Source organism: Methylomonas sp., from assembly GCF_023228165.1.
Classification (GTDB): Bacteria; Pseudomonadota; Gammaproteobacteria; order Methylococcales; family Methylomonadaceae; genus Methylomonas.
The window spans coordinates 112,311-139,104 of record NZ_JALOBS010000003.1 but is presented as its reverse complement, the minus strand read 5'-3'; the positions used below and the strand labels follow the sequence as shown (position 1 = coordinate 139,104).

General features: G+C 50.1%; 28 protein-coding genes. 8 read left to right on the top strand and 20 right to left on the bottom strand.

Features of this window, described 5'->3' with window-relative positions; all coding sequences use genetic code 11:
* Positions 1-8: 8 nt before the first annotated feature.
* Positions 9-1,106, bottom strand: a complete 1,098-nt coding sequence (locus tag M0R33_RS03330) for a beta-propeller fold lactonase family protein (RefSeq protein ID WP_292565024.1) — start codon at positions 1,104-1,106, stop codon at positions 9-11.
* Between the two features lie 45 nt (positions 1,107-1,151).
* A complete protein-coding gene (locus M0R33_RS03325; RefSeq protein WP_292565021.1) occupies positions 1,152-1,427 on the bottom strand; it encodes a DUF2282 domain-containing protein in 276 nt (91 codons plus the stop codon).
* Between the two features lie 265 nt (positions 1,428-1,692).
* Between M0R33_RS03325 and M0R33_RS03320 the strand changes: the two genes are divergently transcribed.
* Positions 1,693-3,570 carry a sigma 54-interacting transcriptional regulator gene (locus tag M0R33_RS03320; protein ID WP_292565019.1) on the top strand — a complete coding sequence of 626 codons (1,878 nt, stop codon included), beginning with the start codon at positions 1,693-1,695 and terminating at the stop codon, positions 3,568-3,570.
* A 57-nt stretch (positions 3,571-3,627) separates the two neighbouring features.
* Here the strand turns inward: M0R33_RS03320 and M0R33_RS03315 are convergent, their stop codons facing one another.
* The 7 genes from M0R33_RS03315 to M0R33_RS03285 form a co-directional block, all read right to left on the bottom strand.
* Positions 3,628-4,062, bottom strand: a complete 435-nt coding sequence (locus M0R33_RS03315) for an RNA-binding protein (RefSeq protein WP_292565016.1) — start codon at positions 4,060-4,062, stop codon at positions 3,628-3,630.
* 23 nt (positions 4,063-4,085) lie between these two features.
* Positions 4,086-4,814 (bottom strand): DUF3240 domain-containing protein, encoded by a 729-nt coding sequence (locus tag M0R33_RS03310; RefSeq protein WP_292565013.1) that lies wholly within the window; start codon positions 4,812-4,814, stop codon positions 4,086-4,088.
* A gap of 101 nt (positions 4,815-4,915) precedes the next feature.
* A complete protein-coding gene (locus M0R33_RS03305) occupies positions 4,916-5,221 on the bottom strand; it encodes a DUF3240 family protein (RefSeq protein WP_292565010.1) in 306 nt (101 codons plus the stop codon).
* Positions 5,218-8,280 (bottom strand): CusA/CzcA family heavy metal efflux RND transporter, encoded by a 3,063-nt coding sequence (locus M0R33_RS03300; RefSeq protein ID WP_292565007.1) that lies wholly within the window; start codon positions 8,278-8,280, stop codon positions 5,218-5,220. Before M0R33_RS03300 ends, M0R33_RS03305 begins: the two co-directional genes overlap by 4 nt.
* Positions 8,280-9,371 (bottom strand): efflux RND transporter periplasmic adaptor subunit, encoded by a 1,092-nt coding sequence (locus tag M0R33_RS03295; RefSeq protein ID WP_292565003.1) that lies wholly within the window; start codon positions 9,369-9,371, stop codon positions 8,280-8,282. Before M0R33_RS03295 ends, M0R33_RS03300 begins: the two co-directional genes overlap by 1 nt.
* The gene (locus M0R33_RS03290) at positions 9,368-10,681 is read right to left on the bottom strand and encodes a TolC family protein (protein ID WP_292565001.1); all 1,314 of its coding nucleotides are present in this window, start codon (positions 10,679-10,681) and stop codon (positions 9,368-9,370) included. Before M0R33_RS03290 ends, M0R33_RS03295 begins: the two co-directional genes overlap by 4 nt.
* A gap of 88 nt (positions 10,682-10,769) precedes the next feature.
* A complete protein-coding gene (locus tag M0R33_RS03285; RefSeq protein ID WP_292564998.1) occupies positions 10,770-11,123 on the bottom strand; it encodes a hypothetical protein in 354 nt (117 codons plus the stop codon).
* A 179-nt stretch (positions 11,124-11,302) separates the two neighbouring features.
* Here M0R33_RS03285 and M0R33_RS03280 point away from each other — a divergent pair, with 179 nt between their 5' ends.
* Entirely contained in the window at positions 11,303-12,253 is a 951-nt protein-coding gene (locus tag M0R33_RS03280; protein WP_292564995.1) for a Tim44-like domain-containing protein, read from the top strand.
* A gap of 2 nt (positions 12,254-12,255) precedes the next feature.
* Entirely contained in the window at positions 12,256-12,873 is a 618-nt protein-coding gene (locus tag M0R33_RS03275; RefSeq protein WP_292564992.1) for a methyltransferase domain-containing protein, read from the top strand.
* A gap of 112 nt (positions 12,874-12,985) precedes the next feature.
* On the opposite strand, the gene M0R33_RS03270 is transcribed toward M0R33_RS03275, so the two are convergent.
* Together M0R33_RS03270 and speE are read right to left on the bottom strand one after the other, a co-directional pair.
* Entirely contained in the window at positions 12,986-13,177 is a 192-nt protein-coding gene (locus tag M0R33_RS03270) for a hypothetical protein (RefSeq protein ID WP_292564989.1), read from the bottom strand.
* A 379-nt stretch (positions 13,178-13,556) separates the two neighbouring features.
* The gene (gene speE, locus M0R33_RS03265; RefSeq protein WP_292564986.1) at positions 13,557-14,402 is read right to left on the bottom strand and encodes a polyamine aminopropyltransferase; all 846 of its coding nucleotides are present in this window, start codon (positions 14,400-14,402) and stop codon (positions 13,557-13,559) included.
* Positions 14,403-14,488: 86 nt separating this feature from the next.
* Here speE and speA point away from each other — a divergent pair, with 86 nt between their 5' ends.
* The 5 genes from speA to M0R33_RS03240 all read left to right on the top strand — a co-directional run bounded on the left by speA (position 14,489) and on the right by M0R33_RS03240 (position 19,799).
* Positions 14,489-16,315, top strand: a complete 1,827-nt coding sequence (gene speA, locus M0R33_RS03260; protein ID WP_292564983.1) for a biosynthetic arginine decarboxylase — start codon at positions 14,489-14,491, stop codon at positions 16,313-16,315.
* A 50-nt stretch (positions 16,316-16,365) separates the two neighbouring features.
* Entirely contained in the window at positions 16,366-16,971 is a 606-nt protein-coding gene (locus M0R33_RS03255) for a GDSL-type esterase/lipase family protein (protein WP_292564980.1), read from the top strand.
* Positions 16,972-17,022: 51 nt separating this feature from the next.
* Positions 17,023-17,880 (top strand): NAD(P)-dependent oxidoreductase, encoded by an 858-nt coding sequence (locus tag M0R33_RS03250; RefSeq protein ID WP_292565335.1) that lies wholly within the window; start codon positions 17,023-17,025, stop codon positions 17,878-17,880.
* A gap of 21 nt (positions 17,881-17,901) precedes the next feature.
* Positions 17,902-19,221, top strand: coding sequence for a UDP-glucose/GDP-mannose dehydrogenase family protein (locus M0R33_RS03245; RefSeq protein ID WP_292564978.1), 1,320 nt, complete (start codon positions 17,902-17,904; stop codon positions 19,219-19,221).
* 188 nt (positions 19,222-19,409) lie between these two features.
* Positions 19,410-19,799, top strand: coding sequence for a hypothetical protein (locus M0R33_RS03240; RefSeq protein ID WP_292564975.1), 390 nt, complete (start codon positions 19,410-19,412; stop codon positions 19,797-19,799).
* A gap of 80 nt (positions 19,800-19,879) precedes the next feature.
* On the opposite strand, the gene M0R33_RS03235 is transcribed toward M0R33_RS03240, so the two are convergent.
* The 9 genes from M0R33_RS03235 to M0R33_RS03195 all read right to left on the bottom strand — a co-directional run bounded on the left by M0R33_RS03235 (position 19,880) and on the right by M0R33_RS03195 (position 26,791).
* A complete protein-coding gene (locus M0R33_RS03235; protein ID WP_292564973.1) occupies positions 19,880-20,806 on the bottom strand; it encodes a matrixin family metalloprotease in 927 nt (308 codons plus the stop codon).
* Between the two features lie 414 nt (positions 20,807-21,220).
* Complete coding sequence (locus tag M0R33_RS03230; RefSeq protein ID WP_292564970.1) at positions 21,221-22,615, bottom strand: amino acid permease; 1,395 nt, start codon at positions 22,613-22,615, stop codon at positions 21,221-21,223.
* A 12-nt stretch (positions 22,616-22,627) separates the two neighbouring features.
* On the bottom strand, positions 22,628-23,377 hold the full coding sequence (locus tag M0R33_RS03225) for a pentapeptide repeat-containing protein (protein WP_292564968.1): 750 nt from the start codon (positions 23,375-23,377) through the stop codon (positions 22,628-22,630).
* Between the two features lie 159 nt (positions 23,378-23,536).
* Positions 23,537-24,400: a 4-hydroxybenzoate octaprenyltransferase gene (ubiA, locus tag M0R33_RS03220; protein ID WP_292564965.1), complete on the bottom strand. Its 864-nt coding sequence runs from the start codon at positions 24,398-24,400 to the stop codon at positions 23,537-23,539.
* A 118-nt stretch (positions 24,401-24,518) separates the two neighbouring features.
* Positions 24,519-25,349 carry a hypothetical protein gene (locus tag M0R33_RS03215; protein WP_292564962.1) on the bottom strand — a complete coding sequence of 277 codons (831 nt, stop codon included), beginning with the start codon at positions 25,347-25,349 and terminating at the stop codon, positions 24,519-24,521.
* A 340-nt stretch (positions 25,350-25,689) separates the two neighbouring features.
* Positions 25,690-25,857: a hypothetical protein gene (locus M0R33_RS03210; RefSeq protein ID WP_292564959.1), complete on the bottom strand. Its 168-nt coding sequence runs from the start codon at positions 25,855-25,857 to the stop codon at positions 25,690-25,692.
* 109 nt (positions 25,858-25,966) lie between these two features.
* Positions 25,967-26,236, bottom strand: coding sequence for a helix-turn-helix transcriptional regulator (locus M0R33_RS03205; RefSeq protein WP_292564956.1), 270 nt, complete (start codon positions 26,234-26,236; stop codon positions 25,967-25,969).
* Positions 26,237-26,256: 20 nt separating this feature from the next.
* Positions 26,257-26,523 (bottom strand): antitoxin, encoded by a 267-nt coding sequence (locus M0R33_RS03200; RefSeq protein ID WP_292564953.1) that lies wholly within the window; start codon positions 26,521-26,523, stop codon positions 26,257-26,259.
* Complete coding sequence (locus M0R33_RS03195; RefSeq protein ID WP_292564950.1) at positions 26,513-26,791, bottom strand: toxin; 279 nt, start codon at positions 26,789-26,791, stop codon at positions 26,513-26,515. The genes M0R33_RS03200 and M0R33_RS03195 overlap by 11 nt, the downstream gene beginning before the upstream one ends.
* Positions 26,792-26,794 lie beyond the last annotated feature (3 nt).

The window sequence follows — 26,794 nt, the reverse complement described above, 5'->3', positions numbered from 1 at the left end:
ATGCATTGCTATCGCACCACCAGACCGGTGACGCCGGCCGGCAGATTATCGAAGCTGTCCAACTTGTTAAGGGCACCGGCTTTATTGACACGGTAAATCCCTATGCTTTGATCACCGCCGCTGAGGGTGTAAAGCACCGAACCATCCGGCGCCATGGCCAGATCGGTCGGCCTGATTTCTTCAGCCGCCTTCGAGTTCAACAATGACAAATGCCCGGAACGGTCGATAGCGAAGGCCGAAATCGCACTAGCAGGGGTATCCGCGGTAAAGGCCAGTTTGCCATTGGGCGTGGTGACCAACCAACAAGCGGCGGTTTGGCCGACCGCGATGGCGCCATCGATCAATTGGGCCGTGCCGTCATGCCGGAGCGTATAAGCGGAAACGGTGGCGCCATTGACGGCACCGGCTTGCGCTTCCGAGACGAAAAACCGGTCGCGTTTGCCGAAGGAAAATCCAAACGGCGTTACGCCGGCTGAATCGATGACATGTCGCTGGCGGGGAATACCGTCGTCATTCAACGAGAAGCTGGTGATCTTATTGGTGGCTTTTTCGGTTACCACCAAGGTTTCCGCGTCACGATCAAAGCTGATTTGCGCGGGGCTGCTGCCGTCCGCGCTAAGCTTACGGTAGGATTTTGGCAAAGCTTTCAACTTGCCGGTACGGTGATTGAATTCATAACCGAAGATAGAATCGTCGCCTGAATTCACTACATAGACCCGATCATGGCTAGCGGTAACACTGACCGGCGTTAAGCCCTTTTCCGCAACCCGGTCAACCAGTCTGAGCCCGTCCCGCTCGATGCGAAACACCGACAAATCATTACTGCCCGCATTGACTGCAAACAAGTAACGCTTGTTGTCGCTTAGCGCCAGCGCTCCTTGATTACCCAGGCCGGCACCGGTGCCGACGCCACCCGTCGGATAGCTACCGGCCGCTTCCATATGGCCGTTGCTGTAGCGCTCAAAAACCAATACTTCGTTTTGCTCGGGGTTATTGGAAAGGGTATAAACCATGTCGTTGACATCGCGAGAATCGGCGCTGACCACCGCCGGCAGGGCTACGGCGATGCAGGCTGCAATTGCCGCATATTTAATTCTGTTTTTCATAATATTCATTTGAAATAAGTAAGGAAAGGAATGCCATACTAATCGCTACATGGCGGCCGGGGCTTCCAGACTGCCGCCGACGATACGCTCGCAGGTGCCGGCGGGCAGGGCGATAAAGGCATCTTTTTGATTGTCCATGCTGGCGTGCCCGGCGCAGGCGTTAGAAAGCGTTTTACAATCGTTTTTACCGGCTTTGGCGACGCCGTAGCATTTTTCGAGGTCTGGCTTTTCGGCTGCAAATGCATCCGCCTGCATACCTAAAGCGCCGAGTGCGAGTATGGATGCCAGAGCGGTGGATACGACAGTGTTAGGGTGTGTCATGCGTGTTCTCCAATAAGTCAAAAAAGGGGTTGTTATCCCGACAGCAATGACTGTGGGACAGCTGAAATAGAGCAATCGTTATGCCAGCTATAAAATCCCAATAAAATCAGTATATTAAGTTTTGTTCGGCGTTCCCCCACCGGGAACCCACAACGCGAAGCCGCTAATATTTGCGGGATCCGCTAAATATGGTGGCTTGCTTTGCTGTAGACGGCTAAAATGCCGACCGAGGTCCGGCTACTTTTGCCGCCCGCCACCCGGCTCAATGTCATTTATGCAAGCTATTGATTCATCGGAATTATCGATATTGCAGACTGTCGTCGAAGGTACAGTACAGACCACCGGAGAAGACTTTTTGCGTTCGCTGGTGCGTAACCTGTGCCTGGCCACCGACGTATCCAACGGTTTTATTGCGGAATTTACCGAGGCCAAAACCCGGGTAAGATCCCTGGCCTTCTGGACCGAAGGTGGCTTTCTGGAACAGCAGGAATGGGATCTGCCCGGTACCCCGTGCGAGGACGTGTTACGCGGTAACCTGTGCCACTACCCATCCGACCTTAGCAAGAAATTCCCGCAAGAACAGGGTGTGGAAAGTTACTTGGGCGTACCTCTGCAGGATAACGACGGCCGGATTCTCGGCCATCTGGCGCTGTTCGATCAAAAAGCCATGCCGGAACAATCCCGGCTGCTCTATACCTTCAAAATATTTGCGGTTCGGGCTGCCGCCGAACTGAACCGGCTGCGCATGGAAGAGCAATTGCGGCTGAGTGAACAACGTTTTCGGACACTATTCGACGAGGCCCCAATCGCCTATGTGCACGAAGACAGGGATACCCGTTTTCTGCAAGCCAACCATGCCGCACTGCGCATCCTGGGCATCTCACCCAAGCAAGTGCCGGACATACGGGGAATTTCCCTGGTGCCCGATACGCCCGAAGCTCAAGCCCGTCTGCGGGCGGCTTTTGCTTCGGTCGAAGAAGGTACCGACAGCGCAGGAGTGGTGCTGGAATTACGCCGCCAGGATAATGGCCGGCCAATCTGGATCCAATGGTGGTCGAAAGTCGACCCCGGCGGCCAATTCCTGCATACCATGTTTATCGACATTACCGAGCGGGTGTTGATGGAACAGGAGCAAGCCAGGCTAAAGGCGCAAAACCAGTACCTGCAGGAGGAAATCAAGTCGGCGCATAATTTCGACGAGATCGTCGGCCGCAGTCCGGCGCTACGGTCTTTATTAAATCAAGTGCAACGAGTCGCGCTGACGGACGCCTCGGTTTTAATCCAAGGCGAATCCGGCACAGGCAAGGAACTGATTGCCCGAGCCATCCATTCCGCCAGCAAGCGTAAAAGTCGGCCCTTGATCAAAATCAACTGTGCGGCACTGCCGTCTAATTTGATCGAGAGCGAATTGTTCGGCCACGAAAAAGGCGCCTTCACCGGCGCGGTTAATAAACGTATCGGCCGATTCGAATTAGCAGAGGGCGGCACCTTGTTTCTGGATGAAGTGGGCGAGATTCCGGCGGATATTCAGGTGAAACTATTGCGGGTGATTCAGGAGCGCGAATTCGAGCGGGTCGGGGGGCAAACCTCGATTAAGATGAATGTCAGGGTGATTACCGCCACCAACCGCAATTTACTGCGGGAAGTTGCGGAAAAAAACTTCCGCGAGGACCTATTTTACCGGCTGAATGTCTTCCCCGTCACCACGCCGCCGTTACGCGAACGACTGGAAGATATTCCCTTGCTGGTGGAGTTTCTGATCGGCAAATTCGCGCCGAAAATCGGCAAGAAAATAATAGCTATCAGCGCTAAATCCTTGCAACGTTTGCAAGATTACCACTGGCCTGGCAATATCCGCGAACTGGAAAACATCATAGAGCGTGCCATCATCCTCGCCGATGGGCCGACCCTGGAAATCGACCCGGACCAGTTTCCGGCCGGTACTGACCAGACCGCGCTAAAATCCGCTCAAAGCAGCAATTCCAGTCTCGATTCGATAGCACGCGAACACATTCTCGGCGTGCTCGAGCAAACCCGCTGGGTTATTGAAGGCCCCAACGGGGCGGCGACTAGACTCGACCTGAAACCCAGCACCCTGCGCTACCGCATGCAAAAACTAGGCATAGTCAAAGCGAATCGATAAATTTAAAATCGGACTTTAGCAGGCTTCCCGTACCGAGCATTTTAAGTCGGAAGAATTTTAAATATTTTTACGGACAAAGTCCCCGCTACTACTAAAATTTTCGGAAATATCGCGCACCAGCTCAAGATCCTTGCCGCGGCGGCGACAGACCTTGCGTCGATCCGACAAATGTTGGGTAACGGTTATTTTATGATTTTGGCGCGGATCGTTGTGCCAGTCTCTTTGCACGTATTGCCTGACAACAACCAACTTACCCTTAAAACGTTGTCCTTTCAGGCGTTTAATGGCTCTTACGGCCACCGCATCGGGCTCCACGGTAATCAAGCCGTGAAACTCCAGTGCTCTAAAACGCTTATCTTGCAATTCAAGAATCGACACATCTAAAATTCTACCCGGCGTTCTAAAAAGCCCACCCTTTATTGCAGGCTTGATAAATTCCAACAGATCGCTGAGTTGAGTGGTGGCGGGTATCCGTCTCAGGAAAATGATCATCGTAAATATTTATGTTCGCCGATTCAAATAATCCCAAACTCAATGACAGGGGTTATCCAATAATAAACGCTCTTACTGGAAAATTGGCTTTTGATCTTTTCCAAAACCTCGGCAATCACCAATTTACTGGCAAAAAACTGAAACCGGCGCGATTTTTTCTCCGGCCCTTCCAGTTCGGTCATAAAGCGGGTAATGCGGTGGTCGGGCGAGTCCAACTCACCCAAAGCGTCGGTGTGTTCAATCTCAAAGCCTACCAAACATTCAGCCACGGCCATCTCGATTTCAGCAGGCACAATAAATGTCACCTGAAATTGCTGGTGATGCAGCGCGTTGCAAAATTCGTCCTTGGAACTGAATTGATCGGAAACGTTTTTTATGACTTCCAAATGTTTACCTCGACGCCTATCACCATGGCGCTTTTCTAAAAAGCCGGCGTCGTCGGTATGCTTTTGCTGTTGGCGATGGTCATTGTTCCAACTGCGATGATAATACGGTCTAACCAATACATAACGCCCGTTCAACCGCCGATTTTTCAGATTCTTCACAGCGCGTTTAACGCTCCACTCTGAATCCAAAGTCACCAAACCGTGATATTCGACCGAATCGAGCCGGGAATCCCGCAAAGCCAAAATTTCAATATTCAATATCTGCCCGCTTTTATTAAATAAGCCTGTTTTCAGAGCAGGGCTGACAAATTCGGATATTTCGGCATGCTGAGTATTAGCAGGAATTCGTCTTAAAAAAATATTCATATCGGATGTCTGCAGAAACATAACTCCCCGCAACCAAAAACTAAAAATTACGGCACCTCGAAAAGCATAGCATTCAAACTTAAAATCTGCTTAAGATTTGACTAAATTTCGCCATGCTCCTGTACCGGCACCACCCAGTAATGCAGCCCGGTACCGGCAAAGTTTGCTTTTATTTTGGATAAAAATGCGGAGACATCCTCTTTATCGATATACATCTGAAAACGAATTTTGCGCTGGCGGCCGGTTACTTGTTCCGCAATCGATAGGCCCTGATTGCGGTGGTCGTGCGCATTAATCGGAAAACTTGAAAACCCCTGTGCCGTTTCAAAAGTTAAGAGGCAGTCGACCATGGCCTCTTCTAGTGCCGGAGAGACATTGATGGTTATCAGATAAGCTTCGTGCGTCATGCGGCTTGCTCCCGAACCTGCCCGAATAATTGATACAGGATAGGCAATAAAATTAAGGTTAAAAACGTCGATGAAACCAGTCCGCCGGTTACCACAATAGCCAATGGCCGCTGTATTTCAGAGCCGGGCCCGGAGGCGAACAACAATGGAATTAAACCGAAAGCCGCGATACTGGCGGTCATCAATACCGGCCGTAACCGCCGCGCCGAACCGACGATTACCACCTTGGATACGGCCATGCCGGTGGCGCACAGCTGATTAAAATAGCTCACCATCACCACACCGTTTAATACCGCAATACCCAACAACGCAATAAAACCCACCGAGGCCGGCACGGATAAATATTCCCCCGAGGCCCACAACGCAAACACGCCGCCTATCATGGCCATGGGAATGTTGGCCAACACTAAAACAGCCTGTCTAACCGAGCCGAAAGTAGTAAACAACAACAAAAATATCAGGCCCAACGAAACCGGAATCACCAACGATAATCTGGCCGCGGCACGCTGTTGATTTTCAAACTGCCCGCCGAATTCAACCCGGTATCCGGTGGGTAAAGACACTTTTTCGGCTACCAGTTTACGCGCCTCTTCAACAAAACCTACCAAATCGCGCCCTTCCACATTGCTGCGGATCACTACGAATCGCTGGCCTTTTTCCCGGCCTATGGACACCACGCCTTCGACTTGCTGTATTTTCGCCAGTGCGGTGATCGGAACATGATCACCACCTGGCAGGGTGATTTGCAAATTGGCGAAATTAGCCGTGTTGCTATCGCCTCTCAACAGCAGCGGAGTACGTTTTATGCCTTCCTGCACGATACCCAGCTGTACACCTTCTATCTGCGCCCGCAGCATGTTTTCGATGCTGTCCGCATCCAAGCCGAACCGGCCGGCCGCTTGCCGATCTATGCTCAATTGCAAAAATTGCATGCCTTCGTTTTTACGCATGAATACATCACTAGCACCATGGATGGTATGCAAGAGCGCTTCGATTTCTTCGCCTTTGAGATTCAGCATATCCAAATCGGTGCCGAATAATTTGATTGCCACGTCACCGCGAGTGCCTGTCAACATTTCCGATACCCGCATTTCTATCGGCTGCGTGAAACCGAAAGCAATCCCCGGGGTATGCGACATGATCCGGCGTATGGATTCGATCAAATCCTCTTTGCTGGCTGCCTGCCATTCGTCCTTGGGTTTAAGCACCAAAAAGGTATCGGTTTCATTCAGGCCCATGGGGTCCAACCCCAATTCGTCGGTACCCACCCGCGAAACCACGGTCTCGACTTCCGGGATGTGTTCGAGAATGTTTTTTTGCACTTGTATGTCCAACTTAACCGAATCCTGCAAGGTGATAGACGGCAATTTTTCCAGTTGCACGATAATGTCGCCTTCGTCCATGGTCGGCATAAAAGTACTGCCGATTCGGGTAAACACTATAACCGTCAACACCAATAAGCCACCCGCCGTTATAAAAATTTTCTTACTGTTGTCCATGCACCAGACTAATAACGGCTCGTATAAACGTTGCAAATGCCGCGGCAGCCAGGGTTCTTCGTGCGAAACATGGGTAAGCAAAAAAGAAGCCAACACCGGGATCACGGTCAGGGACAAAATCAACGAACCGCTTAAGGCAAACACAATGGTCATGGCGACAGGACCGAATAATTTGCCTTCCAGCCCCTGCAGTGTCAGCAAGGGCAAAAATACGATGATGATGATCAATATGCCGGACGTAACCGGCGCCGCGACTTCCCGAGTGGCACGGTAAATCATGTGCAATCGGGGCAGGCGCTCGGCTTTTTCATGATCGGCCAGCTGGGTAATAATGTTTTCCACCACCACTACCGCACCGTCCACCAGCATACCGATGGCTATCGCCAAGCCCCCCAGGCTCATCAAATTAGCCGACATCCCGAATGCCTTCATCAGAATGAAAGTCACCAGTGCTGCCATCGGTAAAGCCAATGCCACCGTCAACGCGGCCCGCAAATCGCCTAAAAACAGAATCAGTAAAACCACGACCAGGACGATAGCTTCCATCAAGGCTTTGGTCACGGTATGCACAGCCTTGCCAACCAAAACCCCCCGGTTGTAGAACACATTGACTTTCACACCCTCCGGCAAGGTAGCTTGCATGTCCGCCAATTTGGCTTCGATATGTTCCACCGTTTGCCGGGCATTGGCGCCACGCAAACTCAAGATCACTCCGGTCACGGCTTCACCCAGGCCGTCTTTGCTGACGGCGCCGTAGCGTGTCAACGCACCGATGCGCACCTCGGCCACATCGTCTACCCGTATCGGCTGGCCGTTGTTTTGGGCAATCACAATGGCCCGGACATCCTGTTCGGTTTTGATTCGCCCTTCGGCGCGCACAATCAGCGCTTCCTCGCCTTCGGTCAAACGGCCTGCGCCATCGTTACGGTTATTGGATTGCAATGCCGCCGTCAACTGGTTCATATTGATATTGCGCGAAGCCATGCGCATGTTGTTTGGAACCACTTCGAAACTTCGCACCAATCCACCCAAGGCATTGACATCCGCTACGCCCGGCACGGTGCGCAGGGCAGGTCGCAACACCCAATCCAGCAGGGTGCGGCGCTCCATCAGACTCAAATCGCCGCCTTCGATGGCAAACATGAACATTTCGCCCAAGGGTGTGGTCATCGGTGCGATACCGCCCTGCACCCCCGGCGGTAAATTACTCCACATGCCGTTCAAGCGTTCGGCCACCTGCTGTCTGGCCCAGTAGATATCGGTGCCTTCCTCAAAATCCAGGGTGATGTCGGTAATGGCGTATTTGGCCAATGAACGCAACATGGTCTGATGCGGAATACCCAATAACTCCACTTCAATCGGCGCGGTAATACGGGTTTCCACTTCTTCCGGGGTCATGCCGTTGGCTTTGACAATGATTTTGACTTGTGTCGGCGAGACTTCCGGGAAAGCATCGATAGGGATGTATTTAAAGGCGTAATAACCGCTACCCGCCAGTAATACCACTAACAGGCACATCATCAGGCGTTGCGATAGCGCAAAGCGAATAAGTGAACTCATTATTCGTCTCCACCCATGCCCAACCAATTGGCTTTTAATGCCACCGCACCTCGCACCGCAATCTGCTCTTGCCCGGCCAATGGTCCGCTAATCAATGAATCCGCATCCTGGCGGCCTAATACCTTGACTTCGGTCACCGTAAAGCCATCCGCATTACGCACAAACACATAGCTTTTGCCGCTATATTGGGCAATGGCGGTGTTCGGCACTTTAAATCCCGTCTGCTTATCGCCCTGCATGATTTGTACGCTAAGATTTTGCCCAACCCGTAGCAGCTCCACTTTCCCCTCTATCACCGCGCGAGCCAACACGGTTTGGTTATCCCTGTTCACACTTTGTCCTATAAGGGTGATTTTGGCACGTACCTTGCCGGTTTCGTCCTGCACCCAATCGCCGATATGCAAGCTATCCATACGCTCCTGCGGAATATTAATCTCTAACCACAGCTCCGACAGATCCCCAATCCGGTAAATGGCCTCCTGTATGGCCAGTCGCGACCCCAAGGTTGCCATGCGTTCTAAAATCACACCATCGATGGGTGCCCGCAGGCTCAACAGACTGTTGAGTTTATGGGTTTTGTCCAGCTTATCTATTTCCGTGTCCGTCATACCCGCCATCAATAAAAGCTGTTTGGCTTCATCCGCAAGCGCAGCTTTACTGCTAAGCATGGCCAGGGTTTCCTGCCAGCGCCGCTCGGCTATCACACCTTCCGCAAGCAGGGTTTTGTCCCGCCGCTGCTCCAGACTCACCAAATGTAAATTACTACGTGCCGTCAAATATTGCTGCTGCAAAGCCACCAGCTCTGGACTATGCATCTGCCCCAGAATCTGGCCTTTTTGCACTCTATCTCCCATATTGGCTTGTAATTGGGTCAGTAAACCGGGTTGCGAAGCCGTCAGCAATAGGTCACGGTTGACGGGTACCGTTACCCGAGCCGGCGCATAAAATACCGACAAATGCTGGCTCGGCTGCAACGACCCTATCTTAATAGCCAGGTTATCGATTTGTTCGGCACTAATCTGGATTTGCATATCTTGCGCAACAACCCTGAATGCGCAGCAAATCAACAAGCTGAAAATGACTGTTCTCATGGCATGACTCCGACTGCCTGGTTATATAAGGCTATGTTGCGTTGTAGTTTCACTTCCTGCTCGTTGGCATTGCGAACTGCTTCCAAGCTGCGGGCCTGTACTTTCAACAAGTCCAGCAAGTTGATTTCCCCAGCTTCAAAACTGATTTGCATCATTTTGAAATGCTGCTCGGCAATGTCCTTCATTTGCCGGGCAATGGCCAGTTCCGCCTTTGTCACTTCCAAGGCATGCTCGGCTTCGTGCAAGCCTTTTTCCAATTGCCTGAGCAGATGTTCCCGTTGCGCCATCACATGATTAAGTTCCAAGTTGGCCGCCGCGATTTCAGGGGCATCGTAAGTACTGTGCCCAAAAGGAATGAGCACCCCGACGCTGGCGCTTTGCATGTCTTCCGCGCCGCGCTGGCTACGGCTGGTTTTACCGCCGAGGAACACTTTGGGTTGGTTGACCGTATCAGTGGTTTTCGCCCACTCTACCGACGCTTGTTGTTTGGCTATCAAGGCATTAATGGCAGCCAGAAAGGGATGGTCAGGCTGAATGGCTTGCAGATTGCTCTGCTGCTCCAAGTAAGTTGCCGGCAAACGGGTCGTTTGAGTCAGACTGGCGTAGCTCTTGCGGCTATGCATGACTTCGGCTTCGGCTTGAGCTAAAAGGGTTTTATTCTGCAAATGTTCACTTTCCGCCAGTAATAAATCCGCGCGGGGTAAGTCACCCAGCTCTACCCGCCGTTCAACTTTACGCAACAACTGCGCGGAAATATCCAGATTGATTTGCGCCTGCTGCAGGCGGTTTTCCGCCAAGGCCATGGTCCATAAGGCTTCACGCAATAATTTGGCCACTTCCAATCGAACGGCAACCGATTGCTTGCTGGCCGATTGATGCGATTCGTAGGCCAGCTGTTGGGCTGCATCCCGCTGCCCCCATAGCCAGACGGTAAACTCTAGATTTGCTGATGCGTCGCGGGAGCCAGAGTCATTGGCCATCCGATCATCGGCATAATCCATAGCCAGAACAGTGGAACCGGCGAACCAGCTATCTCCTCGCATTTGCCAAGCTTCGGCTTGTTGCATTAAGGCTTCGTTGATCAAGCGATCGGGATATTTCTGCAGGGTTTCTTCCAGCAATTGCGGCAGAGTCAGCGCCGGATCGATTTCGATCGGGTCGAGATGCTCAACCAATAGTTTTTGCTCATCCGCCATAATCGGTATGGACAGACTAAGCGTGTTCGGCGGCGAAATATTCTCTGCCCGGCAAGGAAAAACCGCTAGCCAAACCATGGGTAGACAATACGTAATATGACCTGAGACTGTCATATTGAACTCCAAAACAATAAGAAAACGGGGGATAAGACCGTTTAACGGTCAAATAAAACGGCGGTATCGGATTGATACCAAAAGAAAATTAGACGGGAGGGGCGCGGCAGGGGTGTTGCTTGTATGCAGGCTCAATCAGGTTTCCTGCCTCGTGAGGCGAAAAGTTAATCACTTTCAGCAATGGTTGAGCTACTAAACCCAGGCTATCGCTGTGCGGATAACAATTTGCAATAAACTCATCAGCGGACGATTGCAGCTTAACCGCCGAACCGAGCTCTACAATGACCGACTGCACACAACTGATATGATCGAGCGTTGCTTGAGCAAAGGTCCCGGTTTGTTGCAAATGCAGATTTTCAAACTCATGCAGGTGCAAGCCCTGAACAGCGTTGGATTCGCCAATGTGCGCATGCACCAGCGGCGCTGCAAATTGCAGTAACACTAGTATCAGGACTAAAAATTGACGAATCAGTGCAACCATTACGGGATTCAGGATGTCTCGGTATGAGTTTAAATACTCTGCAGTATTGTAGTGATAACAACGAAAGGCTATTCTACTTGAAATTACTGTTAGTGCCCTAACTAATCGTTTTACGTTTTCTTAACCAGGCAACAAACATTATGAACACAAAACTCCGTATTCTGGCTTCTATCTTTTTCACCTTGACCTTGCTGATGGCGGGTATCCAGGAAGCTCAGGCCAAACGTTTTGGCGGCGGCGGTTCGTTCGGCAGCAGGCCAAACTTTAGCGCGCCTTATAAACGTTCAACATCGCCAGCCGCCAGCCAGCCAGTCCGTTCCGCCAGCCAGCAACAAGCGGCCGCTAAAAACCAAGCCGCTCGGCAAAGCTGGGCCGGTCGAGGCGGATTAATGGGTATGCTGGGCGGATTGGCACTCGGCGGTTTGCTGGGCTCGCTGTTTTTTGGCGGCGCCTTTGAAAACATCAATTTTATGGATATCTTGGTATTTGCCGGCATCGCCTATTTGCTGATGCGCTTGTTCGCTTCCAAAGCCCGCCAGTCTCAACCTTCAGCCGACACTGCTTACGGTAGGAACAGTAATTCCGACCAAAATCGCGCTACCGGTTTCAACAGTCCCCCGACTGAAGACTCAAGTAAAACCGGCTTTAATACCGACCTGTTGTTCGGAAAAAATGCCTCCGCAAACGCTGCCGGTTTTAATGCGCCTGCTTTCGATGTGCCTGCCGATTTCGATCAAGCCGCATTTTTAGCCGGCGCCGAAAGTGCATTTCGTTATTTACAATCCGCGTGGGACAGCGCCGATCTCGCCGCTATTCGCGGCCTGACCACCGATAAAGTCTTCGCGGAAATCCAGGATCAGTTAAAAGCGTCCGGTGCCAGTAACAAAACCGAAGTGTTAAAAGTCATGCCGGAATTGCTGGAAATTCGCGAAGCGGGCAATGAATTGGAAGCCGTGGTGTTGTTCGATTGCATCATGCGGGAAGATGAAAGCGATACCGAACAAGTGCGGGAAGTGTGGCATTTCATTAAGCCCATCAATAGCAAACAATCCAAATGGTTTTTAGACGGCATCCAGCAACTGGAAATATAAGCGTGTCGGTTAACGGCGACAAAATTCGCAAACGCTACGATAGGTTGGCGCCCTGGTTCGATGGTCTGGAAGGTTTTCTGGAAGGCCTGATTTTTCGCCGTTTACGCAAAAAACTTTGGGCCATGGCGGAAGGCCAACACATTCTGGAAGTAGGGGTGGGTACCGGGAAAAACTTTAGTTTTTATCCACCCCAGGCTCGCATCACAGCGATAGACTTTAGCCCAAAAATGCTGGAACAGGCGGACAAGAAACGCGAACGCAAACAGCTGGACGTCCATTTGGATTTAATCGATGTGCAATCACTTTGCTATGCGGATAACAGCTTCGATACTGTAGTGGCCAGCTTCGTGTTTTGTTCGGTACCTCAGCCCAGAAAAGGCCTAAAAGAAATTTATCGGGTATTAAAACCGGGCGGTCAATTATTATTGCTTGAACATGTGCTCAGCTCTAATAAATTCATGGCTGCATTGATGAATTTGCTAAATCCGCTAATAGTCCGCTTGGTCGGTGCCAACATTAACCGGCAAACCGTGAAAAATGTTCAAGCCTGTCAGTTTCGCAGCATTTTCATCGACCCTAACAGTAGCGACATGATTAAATTGATTCGGGCGGTCAAATAACCTACAGGCTGTTAATGAAAATTAACATCAAATCCAGCCCATAGGGTTTGAAGTTCTATCTACTTGGATGTGTCTTTGTCGCTGCGGATTCCCTCTCTTACACTAAATTTTCTCAAGCCGAGCGTAAAAAATGTCCTCTGATTGTTTGCTGATTCGCTTTCTGCGTAACGCCTTTTTGAGTTGAGTATGCCTGAGGCTTTTGCTCGGTAGCGCCTGCATCGTCTTTTTCAGCGGGTAACAATAGGAACAACGCCGCAAATGCGGCCGCCGTTAATACAACATTGAAAGCTTTGATCTTTATCATTACCTATACCTATTTTTTCATTATTATTAATCGCATCAGGTGGTTAACAAACCAAATAACTACCTGCTGACCAATTGAGTAAAGCGATTAACGTGCCATATCCGTCAATTGTACTTAGCGATTTATTTACTTCAAAGCTTAGTAAGTCCCATAGTTTAACAGACATTCCATAACAGCCTGTTTTTAAATGATTAATTATGCGGCTACATAATTTTCTTAGTATATGCCGCACCATCAACGCCAAACTTGGCGAATACGGTTCGATAAAATGATCCATGTTGAGCATTCTGACGACTGCCAATCGTGACCAGTACTGACAAAACTGTCAGCACTGCCAGACGATAATCCGACTGATGCGCCGGATTATTCTATATACCTGTTATGCAAAGGCCTTCTTAAAAAACTCCGGCATTGCCAAACTGGCTTTATGTATATCGCTATTGTAATAAACCGTATCAAAACTTTTATCGGACGCATCTTGCTCACGAAATGCGGAAAGTGCCCTTTTGCCGGCCATCGTAGCACTCCACCAGCCTGAAGGATAAATACATTGTGGAAAAAACACGGTTTGCAGGTGCGTGAAACCGCCTGCCAGCATCTCGTCGCGCATTTCCTTCAGAATTTTCATGTGCAACAGCGCCGATTCGCTTTGCTGTACCACAATGCCGTTTTCGGTCAGACAATTAAAACAGTCTTTATAAAAGTCGGCGCTAAACAAGCCTTCCGCCGGACCGACCGGGTCGGTACTGTCAACAATAATGATATCGACACTATTGGGCGGCGCATCTTTCACCCATTTGATACCGTCGATAAATTTCAAATCGGCACGCGGATCGTTATTGGACTCGCATAATTCCGGAAAATAAATCTCGGCCAACCGGGTCACCCGTTCGTCGATATCGATTTGTACCGCTTGCTCAACATGCGGATGTTTCAGAACTTCCCGCAGGGTCCCGCAATCGCCGCCGCCGATGATCCAGACCTTTTTCGGATTAGGGTGAGTATACAACACCGGGTGACTCATCATCTCGTGATAGAAGAAGTTGTCGCGGGTAGACACCATGGTACAGCCATCGATTACCATGAGGTTGCCAAACTGCTCGGTCTCGTAAATTTCCAGAAATTGAAACTCGGATTGCTCCTCGTGCAGCTTGCGAGTGATTTTTAAAGAAAAGCCGGTACCGGAGGCAATTTGCGCTTCGCTGAACCATTGATCGTCGAGCATGATGAAAGTCCTGTAAAAAGTCATATAAGCGTCGCCATTATACTTTAGAATTTCCGCACCTTTATGACAGTCCTTTAGGAGCGTGCGTGCAAACACCATCATGGTCGATTGAACAATCCAAACAGCTTTATGCTATCCGACAATGGGGAAGCGGTTATTTTTCCATTAACGAGCAGGGCCATGTCAGTGTCAAGCCGCAAACCGACTGTACCACCGAGATCGATTTGCATGATATTGCCAAGGCCTTGCAAAACAAAGGCTTACACTTTCCGGTTCTGGTACGGTTTACCGATATTTTGCCCGATCGCATTCGCCGACTACAACAGGCCTTCGATCAGGCCAGACTAGCCCATGATTACAGCGGCCATTACACTCCGGTATATCCGATTAAAGTCAATCAACAAGGCAATGTGGTCGAAAGCATCGTCTCCGCCGAACACATCGGCCTGGAAGCCGGCAGTAAGCCGGAGTTGCTGGCGATTCTGGGTCTGGCTAAGCCCGGCGGCACCATCGTTTGCAACGGTTACAAGGACAGGCTGTATATCCGCATGGCCTTAATGGGGCAACTGATGGGTTTGTCGGTATTCATAGTTATCGAAAAGCCCTCTGAATTGGCACTGATCATTGCGGAAGCAGCCAAGCTAAACGTGCGCCCCTTGATCGGCTTGAGGGTACGCTTATCTACCATCAGCGCAGGCAAATGGCAAAACAGCGGTGGGGAAAAATCCAAATTCGGCCTGCATGCCAGCGAAGTATTGCAACTGATAGCCGGTTTGCGGGAAAAATCCATGCTGGATTGCTTGCAGCTAATGCATTTTCACATGGGCTCGCAAATCGCCAATATCCATGACATCAAACTGGCGCTCAAAGAAGCAGGGCAATTTTACCTACAACTGCATAAGCTTGGCGCCAATATCACCACCGTAGACGCCGGTGGCGGCCTGGGAGTGGATTACGATGGCAGCGGCTCGCGCCGGGAATGCTCGATCAATTACAGCATGAACGAATACGCCGAGAACATCGTGCGCAGTTTTGCGGAAGCCAGTCGCGAGCACAACCTGCCGCAACCGCATATCATTACCGAATCCGGCCGGGCCATCACCGCCCACCATGCTGTATTGATTACCAACGTCACCGAGGTGGAAAGTCTGCAAGGCGCCGATAATGTACCAATCGCTGTTTTCAACAATATCAGCGAGGCCTACCATAACGCCCAATTCGATATGGCGGAAGCACGGGCGCGTTTTGTGCAGGGCGATTTGTCGTTGCCTGAACTGGCGGAAACTGAAAAAAACTATGTCAGCTTGTGCCAGCAAATTCAAAACAACCTGAATCCGCATAATCATCAGCACCGCGAAATTCTGCGGGAACTGGACGAAAAGCTGGCCGATAAAGTGTTCTGCAATTTTTCCCTGTTTCAATCCATGCCGGATATCTGGGGCATAGAACAGATTTTTCCTATCCTGCCGATTCATCGCCTGGAACAACAGCCCACCCGCCGCGCGGTATTGCAGGATCTGACCTGCGATTCCGACGGCCGCATCGACCAATATGTGGATCATCAAAATATCAGTAATACCTTACCTCTGCATGCCATTACCGATAACGAGGAGTATCTGATCGGTTTTTTCATGGTCGGCGCCTATCAGGAAATTCTCGGTGACATGCATAACTTGTTTGGCGACACCCATTCCATTAACATCGAAGTGGACGGCGACGGCTACCGTTTTGGCGAATTCATGGAAGGCGAAAACGTCAGCGAATTGCTGGACTACGTGCATATCAATACCTCTGCCTTAAAAGTCGCCTATCGGCACAAGCTCGATAACACCGCTCTCAGTGCCGCGCAAAAACAAGCCTTCGAGCAGGAATTATTAGCCGGATTAAACGCCTATACTTATTTGGAAAAGTAATAGCGACGCGATGGCCTAACATGCGGTTTGATCAACAAGGAGCTCAAAATATGAAAAAATGGATTATCGGTTTAACACTACTGAGTTTAATGGCATGCAACAAGGAACCGCCCATGCTGAGTAAATTACCGGATGATGCGGCCATTCTGGCCTTCGGCGATAGCTTGACCTATGGTACCGGCGCTTCGACGGATCATGATTATCCCAATATACTGACGACATTAACCGGCCGCGAAGTCATTAATGCAGGTGTACCGGGCGAAATCAGTAGCGAGGGCCGGCAACGCTTGCCGGAATTACTGGATGAATACCAACCGAATTTATTGATTTTGATTCACGGTGGGAACGACATTTTGCGGCAAATCAAGCCCGAGGAAACCCGCGAAAACCTTAAGGCCATGATTGCGGAAGCCAAACAACGCAACATTTCGGTAATGATGCTGGGCGTACCTAAGATTGGATTGATTTTATTACGTAGCGCCGAAATCTATGCCGAACTGGCCCAATCCGAGCATGTAGCGGTCGACCTTGAAACCATACCAACGATACTATCTAGCAATGATTTAAAATCGGACACCGTACATCCAAATGATCAGGGTTATCAAAGGTTAGCCGAAAATATTGCCGCTTTCTTGCATGAGCAAGGCGCTTTGTAGACCGGTTAAGTGATGAAAACATTATTTATTACTCAACCCGGAGCACGCCCCATGCGGACAGGCTTGATCGGTTTAGGCAGCATGGGCCAAGGCATGGCACGCAACTTGGCAAAAGCGGGATACCTGCAAGCCGTTTATAATCGCACCTCCAGCAAAGCCGATGCGTTAGCTGTTGAATTACAGGTTCAAGCAGTTGCCAGCCCGCAAGCATTAACCGAGCAAATTGATGTGATATTGCTCTGCGTTTCAGCCGACCAGGATGTGCTGGAAGTGGTTTCAGCGCTTTGCGAAACAATCAAACCCGGCTCTGTCGTGATCGATATGTCGACGGTGAGTAGCAATACTGCTAAAGAAGCGGCCGCCTTATTAGCCCGCAAACAGGCCGATTTTCTGGATGCACCGGTATCCGGCGGCGTGGAAGGCGCCAATAAGGGCACCTTGGCCATGATGGTCGGTGGCGATTGCGCCGTACTTGAGCGGGTACGGCCCATATTACAAGCCATGACGGCCCGCATCGAACACTTGGGGCCGACCGGGTCCGGGCAGGCCTGTAAAGCGGTCAATCAAGTCCTGTGCGCCGGTATCAACCAGGCGGTCACCGAGGCGCTGGCTTTTGCACAAGCACAAGGTCTGGAGATGGAAAAAGTCATCGATGTGGTTTCCGGCGGCGCCGCCGGTAATTGGTTTTTACAACATCGCGGTAAAACTATGACAAATGGCGTATTTCTACCCGGTTTTAAGTTAGCATTGCACCACAAGGATTTACTGATTTGCCAACAAATGGCCGAGCAAAAACATCTGGATTGCCCGTTAACCCAAGCAACGTTGCATGATTATCAATTGCTGATGCGGCAGGGTTTTGGCGACGAAGATATTTCCGCCCTTTATCGGCTAAAACGGCCAAACTAAATTATTTTTTTAGGAGTGAAAATGAAAATTACGGTATTTGGTAGCGGCTATGTCGGCCTAGTAACAGGTGCATGCTTGGCCGACGTTGGTAATCAAGTCATGTGTATGGATGTGGATCAAGGCAAAATCGACAAACTGAAGCAGGGTGTGATTCCGATATACGAGCCCGGCCTGGAAGAAATGGTCAAAGACAACATGATGGCGGGCCGCTTGCAATTTACCACCGACGTCAGGGAAGCAGTGGATTTCGGGTTATTCCAATTTGTTGCTGTCGGCACTCCTCCGGATGAAGACGGCTCGGCCGATTTGAAATACGTACTGGCGGTCGCCAAAAGCATCGCCGAATATATGACCGATTACAAAATTATCGTCGACAAATCCACGGTACCGGTGGGCACTGCGGACAAAGTCAAACAAGCCGTGCTGAACGTATTGGCCGAACGCGGCGAGTCACAAGAATTCGATGTGGTATCCAACCCGGAGTTTTTGAAAGAAGGTTCGGCGCTGGACGACTTTATGAAACCCGACCGTATCATTATCGGCACCGATAATCCCAGAACCGCCGAATTATTGAAAGCCTTGTACGCCCCGTTCAACCGCAGCCGCGAACGGGTCATCACCATGGACATTCGCTCCGCCGAACTGACTAAATATGCCGCCAATGCCATGCTGGCCACCAAGATCAGTTTCATGAACGAATTGGCCAATCTGGCGGAAAGATTGGGGGCGGATATTGAACACGTCCGCCATGGCATCGGTTCCGACAGCCGTATCGGCTACAGCTTCATTTACCCCGGCTGCGGATACGGCGGCTCGTGTTTTCCGAAAGACGTAAAAGCCTTGGAACGCACCGCCAAGGAAATGGGTTATCACGCCGAATTATTGAGCGCGGTTGAAAACGTTAACGACAGGCAGAAACATCGCCTGTTCGAAAAAGTTTCCGCGCATTACCCAGACGGCGTGAAAGGCAAAATTTTTGCTCTATGGGGCCTGGCATTTAAACCCAACACGGACGATATGCGGGAAGCGCCCAGTCGCGTGTTAATCGATGCCTTGATCGATGCCGGTGCCAAGGTACAGGCTTACGACCCGGAAGCCATGCACGAAGCCCAGCGCATATACGGCGACAAAGCCGGTTTGGCATACTGCGAGATGCAACCAGACACGTTGCAAAATGCCGATGCTTTGCTCATCGTTACCGAATGGAAACAGTTCCGCAGCCCGGATTTTGAACAATTAAACCACCAGCTAAAAGATAAAGTGATTTTCGATGGCCGTAATATGTATGAACCCAAATTGGTCAAACAAGCGGGCTTGAAATACTATGCTATTGGACGTTAACAAGAAATTTATGGTGCAATAACCCGGCTTTGAAAAATATATCAGCCGGGTTTCGCTGGCCTCCAAGCCGGCAGAAAATGCTTTAATTTCCATTGCCATGATGCAAGCCGAGCGAATTAAGCCACCTGGAAGGACTGGCTGCCGGCAATATACCAACCCTAATTTAAAAAAATGTCATTGGAGAATTTATGCAAATTTTATTGATCGGTGCCGTGGCGTGTATGGCCGCGTTAATCTTATCGGCATGGCTGATGACATTCGCACGCTGGTTTCCCATCAAAGGTATCGACGAAACGTTTTTAGTCGATTACAAAACCATGATCAGGGCGCATATCGACTATGCGCTGATGGCCTTGTTTAACTTGGGGTTTTACGGCATAGGTATCGATTTGCCGGTATTTGCCTGCTGGTGCGTGGCAATCGGCGGCTTTACCAATCCCACTGTTTTTGTTGTAGCGGCCTTCGATCCGGATTTTTGGAATAAAACCAAATGGAAAGTTTATTCGGCCATCAGTTTTATCATTACCACAATAGGCTTTGTCGGGGTTGGCATAAGCTTGTTGCAACATGCTCTATAAACGGTAGCTGAGCTCAGCAATTTTTAGCACCTTCGCTTTCACCCGGCGGGGTACGGCCCCGCCAAGTGCCAAGAGAGGGATCAAGCTGCCGTAACTCTCCTGCGAGACAGAGTCATAAAGGCGAACAAAGCCGAACCGAATAACCAAGCCGCGCCAGGAACCGGCACAGGCACCACACCGACTTGCCACCCGATATCACTCAGCGCTGCCAAATCAAGGTCGGTAAGACGCTTGCGCACGCCGCTGCCTATAGTCGGGTCGAAGTTGGTCTCCAGGCCGCCGCTGGTAGTGCCTTCTGTCCAATGATCCTTGCCGGCATTCAAAGGCACCGGCCCACCAAAAGCGGCAACCGATTCACTGCCGGCAAAGGTCTGGTTAATAATTTGATTTTCCCAGACATCGGCAATGCCAAACCCCAATACATGGCCGATCTCATGCAGAGCGACCGAGAAAAAGTCAAAACCCGAAAAACTCTCATCCGTGCCGACATCGTTATCAAAATACCAGTTACTTTCGGTATTAAAGCTAATAGCCCCGCCCCAGGTCGCAAAATCAATCGCACCGCCGCCTTCCACAGAAGCGCGAGTGCCATCACCCTGGCCGCGCGATATCGAGTTATCTACAAAGCTTGTGGTATTGAAGCTGATCTCGTAGCTTCCCGGTCCGCCCACACCCAGCGTAGTTCCAGCTAAATTTTGACCGCCAACAAAAATTGTCATTGTATTAGCGGCCACATCAAAACCGTTAATAGTCTGTTCAAAGCCGGTATCGGGGCGATCAAATATTGCATTGAATCGATTGGAGCCCGTCGAACTGATTGCCAGCAGATTGTCTCTGATGCTGGTTTCGTAAAAATCCGCCGCGGCTTCGAAAATATCCCGTCTAATTTGGTCGTTAAAGAAATTATTGCTATCAAAACTGTAATCGATATTCAAGGTAATGGCTTGAGCGCTTGAGCTACCCAGCCCCATCAATCCCGCCACCAACCATATTTTCATTTTATCCATGAGTCAGTCTCCCAAAATAAGCACACCTCATTGTTTCAGACCTGCCGTGCAGCAACAGCATACACAAACCGGCCCGCTAATTATAAACCGGATCGGCGAACCGGCAATTTCTGATTCGGCTAAACTCCTAGCACCCTTAATCCGAGCACATATTTAACAAGCTCCGCACCGGCCAGACCATAGGCTGTTCCAGTCAACCTTACCGGCAAGCAAGCCTTCCAATCCGTTTCAGGCTTCGCAAAATTCAATGCTAAGGCTTGATGCCGGTCTCAATCCAGCCTTGCAATCCCTCTAAATCAACGCCTCCGGTAACGCCGGCTAACCACTACTCTTTCCGGGTCCAGATCGACCGATAAGCCCCGCCAACCTTTGTTTACGCAAGGTGTTTATTAGTAGTAATTCTCAAAATCGGTGTTAAAGCACCCGCAATTTGCTATGCCTGATGCCGTACCCGAAGTAAATCCCAAAACCGATCAACAACCAAACCAACAGCCTTAACCAGGTGTCCAGCGGCAGGCCCGCCATCAAAGCCAGGCAGACTAATATTCCGGCAAGCGGCACATACGGCGATGCCGGGCAGCGAAAATGCCGTTCCAGCTCGGGATGGCTGATCCGCAATACCAATACCCCGGCACACACCAGAACAAACGCGAACAAGGTACCGATACTGACCAATTCGCCGAGTTTCTCGATCGGCATAAATCCGGCCAATAAAGCTACCGCAACGCCCACCATTAAAGTCGAAAGATGCGGAGTTTGAAATTGGGGATGCACTTCGGCAAAAACCGGCGGCAATAATCTGTCTTTGGCCATCGCAAAAAAGATGCGGCTTTGCCCCATTAGCAGTACCAACATCACCGAGGTCAACCCGGCTATCGCGCCAATTTTGACGATAGGCGACAGCCACAGCATGCCGGCGCGATCCACCGCTATGGCGATCGGCGCGGTAACGTTGAGCTCTTTATACGAAATGATACCTGTCAACACAGCCGCGACCAGAATGTACAAAAGGGTGCAAATTACCAATGAGGCGATAATGCCGAACGGGACATCTTTTTGCGGATTGACCGCTTCCTGCGCGGCGGTGGATACGGCATCGAAACCGATATAGGCAAAGAAAATCACCCCGGCTCCGGTCAACACGCCGCCAAAACCGAAGGGGCTAAAGTCCGCCCAATTGTCCGCCTGAATATGCCCGGCCCCGGCCAAGATGAATAGAATGATGACGGCCAGTTTGATCATCACCATGGCTAAATTGAACATGGCCGACTGACGGATGCCCAGCACCAAAAGACCGGTCAGCAATAATATAATTGCCACCGCCGGCAAATTGATAAAACCTGCGGCCGGGTCGGCTAAATAGGTGGTGGTTAAGTACCGAGGCAAATGTAGACCTAGCGATTCCATAAAACTGATCAGATAGGCGGCCCAGCCTATCGCCACCGTACTGCTGGCCAAGGCATATTCCAATACCAGATCCCAACCGATGATCCAGGCCATCAGCTCACCCAAGGTGGCATAGGCATAACTGTAAGCACTGCCGGAGACCGGAATCATGGCCGCCAATTCGCTGTAACACAACGCCGCCAACGCGCAGGCGATGCCGGCCAGCACGAAGGACACCACGATCGCCGGTCCGGCATACCGGGCCGCCGCTATACCGGTCAACACAAAAATCCCCGCGCCTATGATGCCGCCGACACCCAGTAAGGTCAGATCTTTGGCGGTCAGGGTTTGTTTCAGGCTGTTTTCAATGGCGGTTAAGGCATCAACCGATTTACGTTGCAGTAATTGCTTAGGAATCCGCATGGCCGCCTGCGCTTATTTGGGGCCGAATCCGGCCGGCTTGCGTTTGGCCCCATCAAACCGGGTGCCAGTGGTTTTAGCATTTTTGTAAATCACGTCATGTAGTTTAGTTTCGGACAGATTAGCGCCGCTAAGGTCGGCATTGGTCATATCGGCACCGTCCATATCCGCCGAATACAAGTCCGCGTTCCGTAAATTGGCGTTGACCAATTTGGCGTGTTTCAACATCGCCCGGCCCAGCTTGCTGTTGCTGAGATCGGCGCCGCTGAGGTTGGCGCCTTTCAGATTGGCGCGCATCAAGCCCATGGACTGGTTTTTCATGTCCGCCGCCCAATCGGCGTTACTGATATTGGCATTACTGAAGTTGGCGCCTTCCATGACTGCGATCACCCGACTGCCGCTGAAATTAGCGTTGGAGGCGTCGGCACGCATCAAGCTAACCCCAAATATACTGGTGTTGGACAAATCGGCACCCACCAATTTGATCCCGGTCATGACCGTCAAGTCCAGATTCAGATTCGCCAAATTGGCATGACTGAGGTTGGAACGGCGCAAATCCGCCCCCCATAAATCGGCGTTGCGAAAATCCAGACCCGACAAGTCCAGATCGGTCAAGTCCTTGCGCCGTAACTGCGCGGGGTGGTCTTTATCGGCTTTTGCCAGCAATTTTTCGACTTGTTGACGGGTCATTTCGCCGGCCTGCGCCAGCGGATTGCCGACCGATAACGCCAGTAACAACGCCGTGATGTTGATAAACAATTTCATGTAGGCCTCCTGATGTAGTCATTTTTATCAATACATCCGCCCGGCTCTAGCGCTGCTGACGAATACCAGCGGCAAACCGATTCGGCTGTATGCCATGGATCGTCAGTCTAGCGCAATTGATGACACCGCCCCATCAAAAATCAACGCTGAGAACTTAACTTATATGGCGTAAGCCGCCAGCAGGCCAGCGAATACCGCCAAGCCGAACCAGTTGTTATTCAAAAAGGCTTTGAAACAATCGGGCTTATGAAAATGAAAAATCAATATTTGTTGGTAAATGCCCAAACCGGTGGCCACCAGCAAGCCGGCGTAATACGGCCAAGCCAATTGCCGCATCAGGCCTACGCTGATCAATAATCCTAAGATAACCAACTGCAAGCCGGCGGTGATTTCCCGCACCCGTTTGCCGAACAAAATCGCCGTGGATTTCACGCCTATTTTCAAATCGTCATCGATATCCACCATCGCGTACATGGTGTCGTACACCAACGCCCACAGCAGCACCGCCAGGTACAGTATCCAGCCGACCAACGGAATACTATTGGTCTGCGCCGCAAACGCCATCGGCACCGCAAACCCGAATGCCGCTCCCAAATAAGCCTGCGGCAGATGGGTGTAGCGTTTCATGAACGGATAGCTGGCGGCCAAAAACGCACCGATAAAGGACAGAGCTATGGTGTACCAATTCATCAGTGACACCAACCCGAATGAGGCTGAGCACAACACCGCGAATACCAGCAAAGCTTCCTTGGGCGACACCTTACCGGCGGCAATAGGCCGCAATTTCGTGCGGTCAACATGCGGGTCGAAATCCCTGTCTGCATAATCGTTGATCACGCACCCGGCCGCGCGCATCAGCACCACGCCGGACGCGAATACGAACAACACCAACCAATCCGGCTTACCGTCGCCGGCAATCCACAAGGCCCACAAGGTCGGCCACAGCAGAATGAAAATGCCGATGGGTTTATCGAAACGGGCCAGGAGCCAGTATTGGTGGAGACGGTCGGTAAGTTTTTCCATGAATCGGGATTTTCGGTGTTGTAAGGGGATGTTTGCCACTCGGATATTGTTAACGCTAATATTTAAAGCAAATTGGCGCGCGAATCGGCTTGGGATATGGAAATACTAGGCTCGATAGTCAGAGCAGCGCGAGTAATGACGTTACAATGGTCGCAACGTTCGCTACATTTGGTAGCGCTGCTAATAGGGCTGCTATGACAGATTTTTTAGGGTGCCCAGATTGAAACTGAGCATCGACTGCGTCAATTACGTCCAAGGCAGACTGCTCATCGTGAATCGAAAAGCAGGCTTCTTGAATTGCACTTCTGAGAGCCATGATATACGTTGCGGCGTCAGTATTGACATTTACGACATTCGTTGAGTTATCAACGGAGCTTTGGTTAATCCGCGCATTGTGACCGGTAATGTTGTAGCTGATGTGCTGAACTGCCTTCTGGGCCTCTGGGATTCCAAGCTTCTTTACGGCCATCTGATAGCCTGCTGGAATGCCGTGAAATTCTTCATGAAAGCCCGGATCAATGACTTCGAATGTCTCTTCCCCGCCATTTGACATCTTTCTCTGGATTAGATCGCCAGACTCAATCAATGGGGTACACTCACTAATGAATATACCACCTGACTGAACGCTTGCCTTAATGCCATCAATTCTGTTTCCGTCTTTTTTAAGCACAGATATAGTGTCAGTCATCAGAGATGAAAACCCCATTTGTTGCCTCCTGCTAGAAGAATAAAGTTGAAGTTCCGTCGATATATTTCGACGTGCTGTGCGTAGTAAATTTATGACACCGCATTGATAGGCGGCGTTGGCAAGGTCCGTGCTACGACTGGCCCCAGGATTGCGATTGCAAGGTATACCATAAGACGATGCCTTTCTCTCTACTCCTTCAACAAACCGTTTCAGACGCTCACTATATAAATTGTCTTGAAGAAAGCCTTCAATAGTAGCCATAGCATCACACAATTGATTCTCGTCAACAGCCATTATTGCGTCTAGGACCCTTTTAGTCTCATCAATGAATTCTTTTTCTTTTCGTTGAATGAGTTTCAGCCAAACACTTCCGACTTCTTGTAAAGAGGGATATCGAAATTTAGACCCGTCGTACAGAACTTCCCGGTAGAAGTTGTCAATTTCATTTCGCGCGCGCCTCGCATTCATTGTCGATGGTTACCAGCTTGGTTTTCAGTATGGATGAAAGCATCTTATGCAATAAGATTTGAATGAGCCTAAAAGAAAATATGTGGGTTCTATATATTTCTGTATTAGTAGATATCATGCGCCCCGTTACTAATCAACGCCACATCCTCAAACCCAGGCGATAAGTGGCATTCTGCAACTTTAATAGATATTCTTTAGCGGCTTGGTTTGCTAAAGCAATTTCTTCTTCCGCGTTGACGCTGTGTACCAGTTGATCATTTTCCAATGCGGTTAAGATCGACATTTCTTCGTTATAGGACATAGCTTCCCTCCTTGGTAACGTTTTTTGGCTTTACAACTTTAAATAATGGCTTTAAAGGCATAGGATATGCCTATTTTAGAAGGAGTAACAATCGCGAAAATCAGAAAACCTAAACCAAATCATCCAAATCCACATCCAACGTTTCGGCTATTTTTTTCAATGCGGCAACGGTTCCGGTTCGCTTACCGCTTTCCATTTGCGCAATGCTGGCTTGAGCCATTTTGCAGCTTTCTGCCAGCCCTGTTTGAGTCAGACCGCAATGCTCGCGCCATACTTTGATTTTATTCTCGCCATTCAACAGCCGATTTACGATTTCGGCGGGAACCAGTTCGTCTTCGCTGGCCAGGGCTTGGTCATAGGCTATTATGTCATCAAGCATTTCAGCCTTATTCCACTATTTTAAGTTTCCAAACGAATTTTGCCCGTCGCATATTGATGGACTAATGAAGAAATCAACGTTTGGTAAGGGATGCCGACATCTTTCGCGCGGTTTTTAATCAACGTCACATCCCCCAAACTCAGGCGAATAGTGACATTTTTGGATTTTGACAGGTACTCTTTAGCTGCCAGTTTTGCTAAAGCAATTTCTTCATCCGCATTGACGCTACGTAACAGTTTGTCATTTTCCAATGCGTTTAATATCGACATTTCTTCGTCATCGAACATCGCTTTCCCCTTTGTAACGTTTTTTGGCTTTGCGACTTGGAATGATGGTTTTAAGAAAAATGCCGTCTTCGTTCTGTAAAAACGGCACCAGATAAACATAATCAAGCGCCTCTACCACATAAATTTTTTGCTGCGGATACTGTATTTGATCGGGATGATCGAACACATCTAATATCTTCCCTGAATTGATTGCCGCGATAATATCTTCAAAGCCGATACCTCGGCTTTGCTTCAGCAATTCATTTTTCTCGCGACCAAATGAAATCATTGA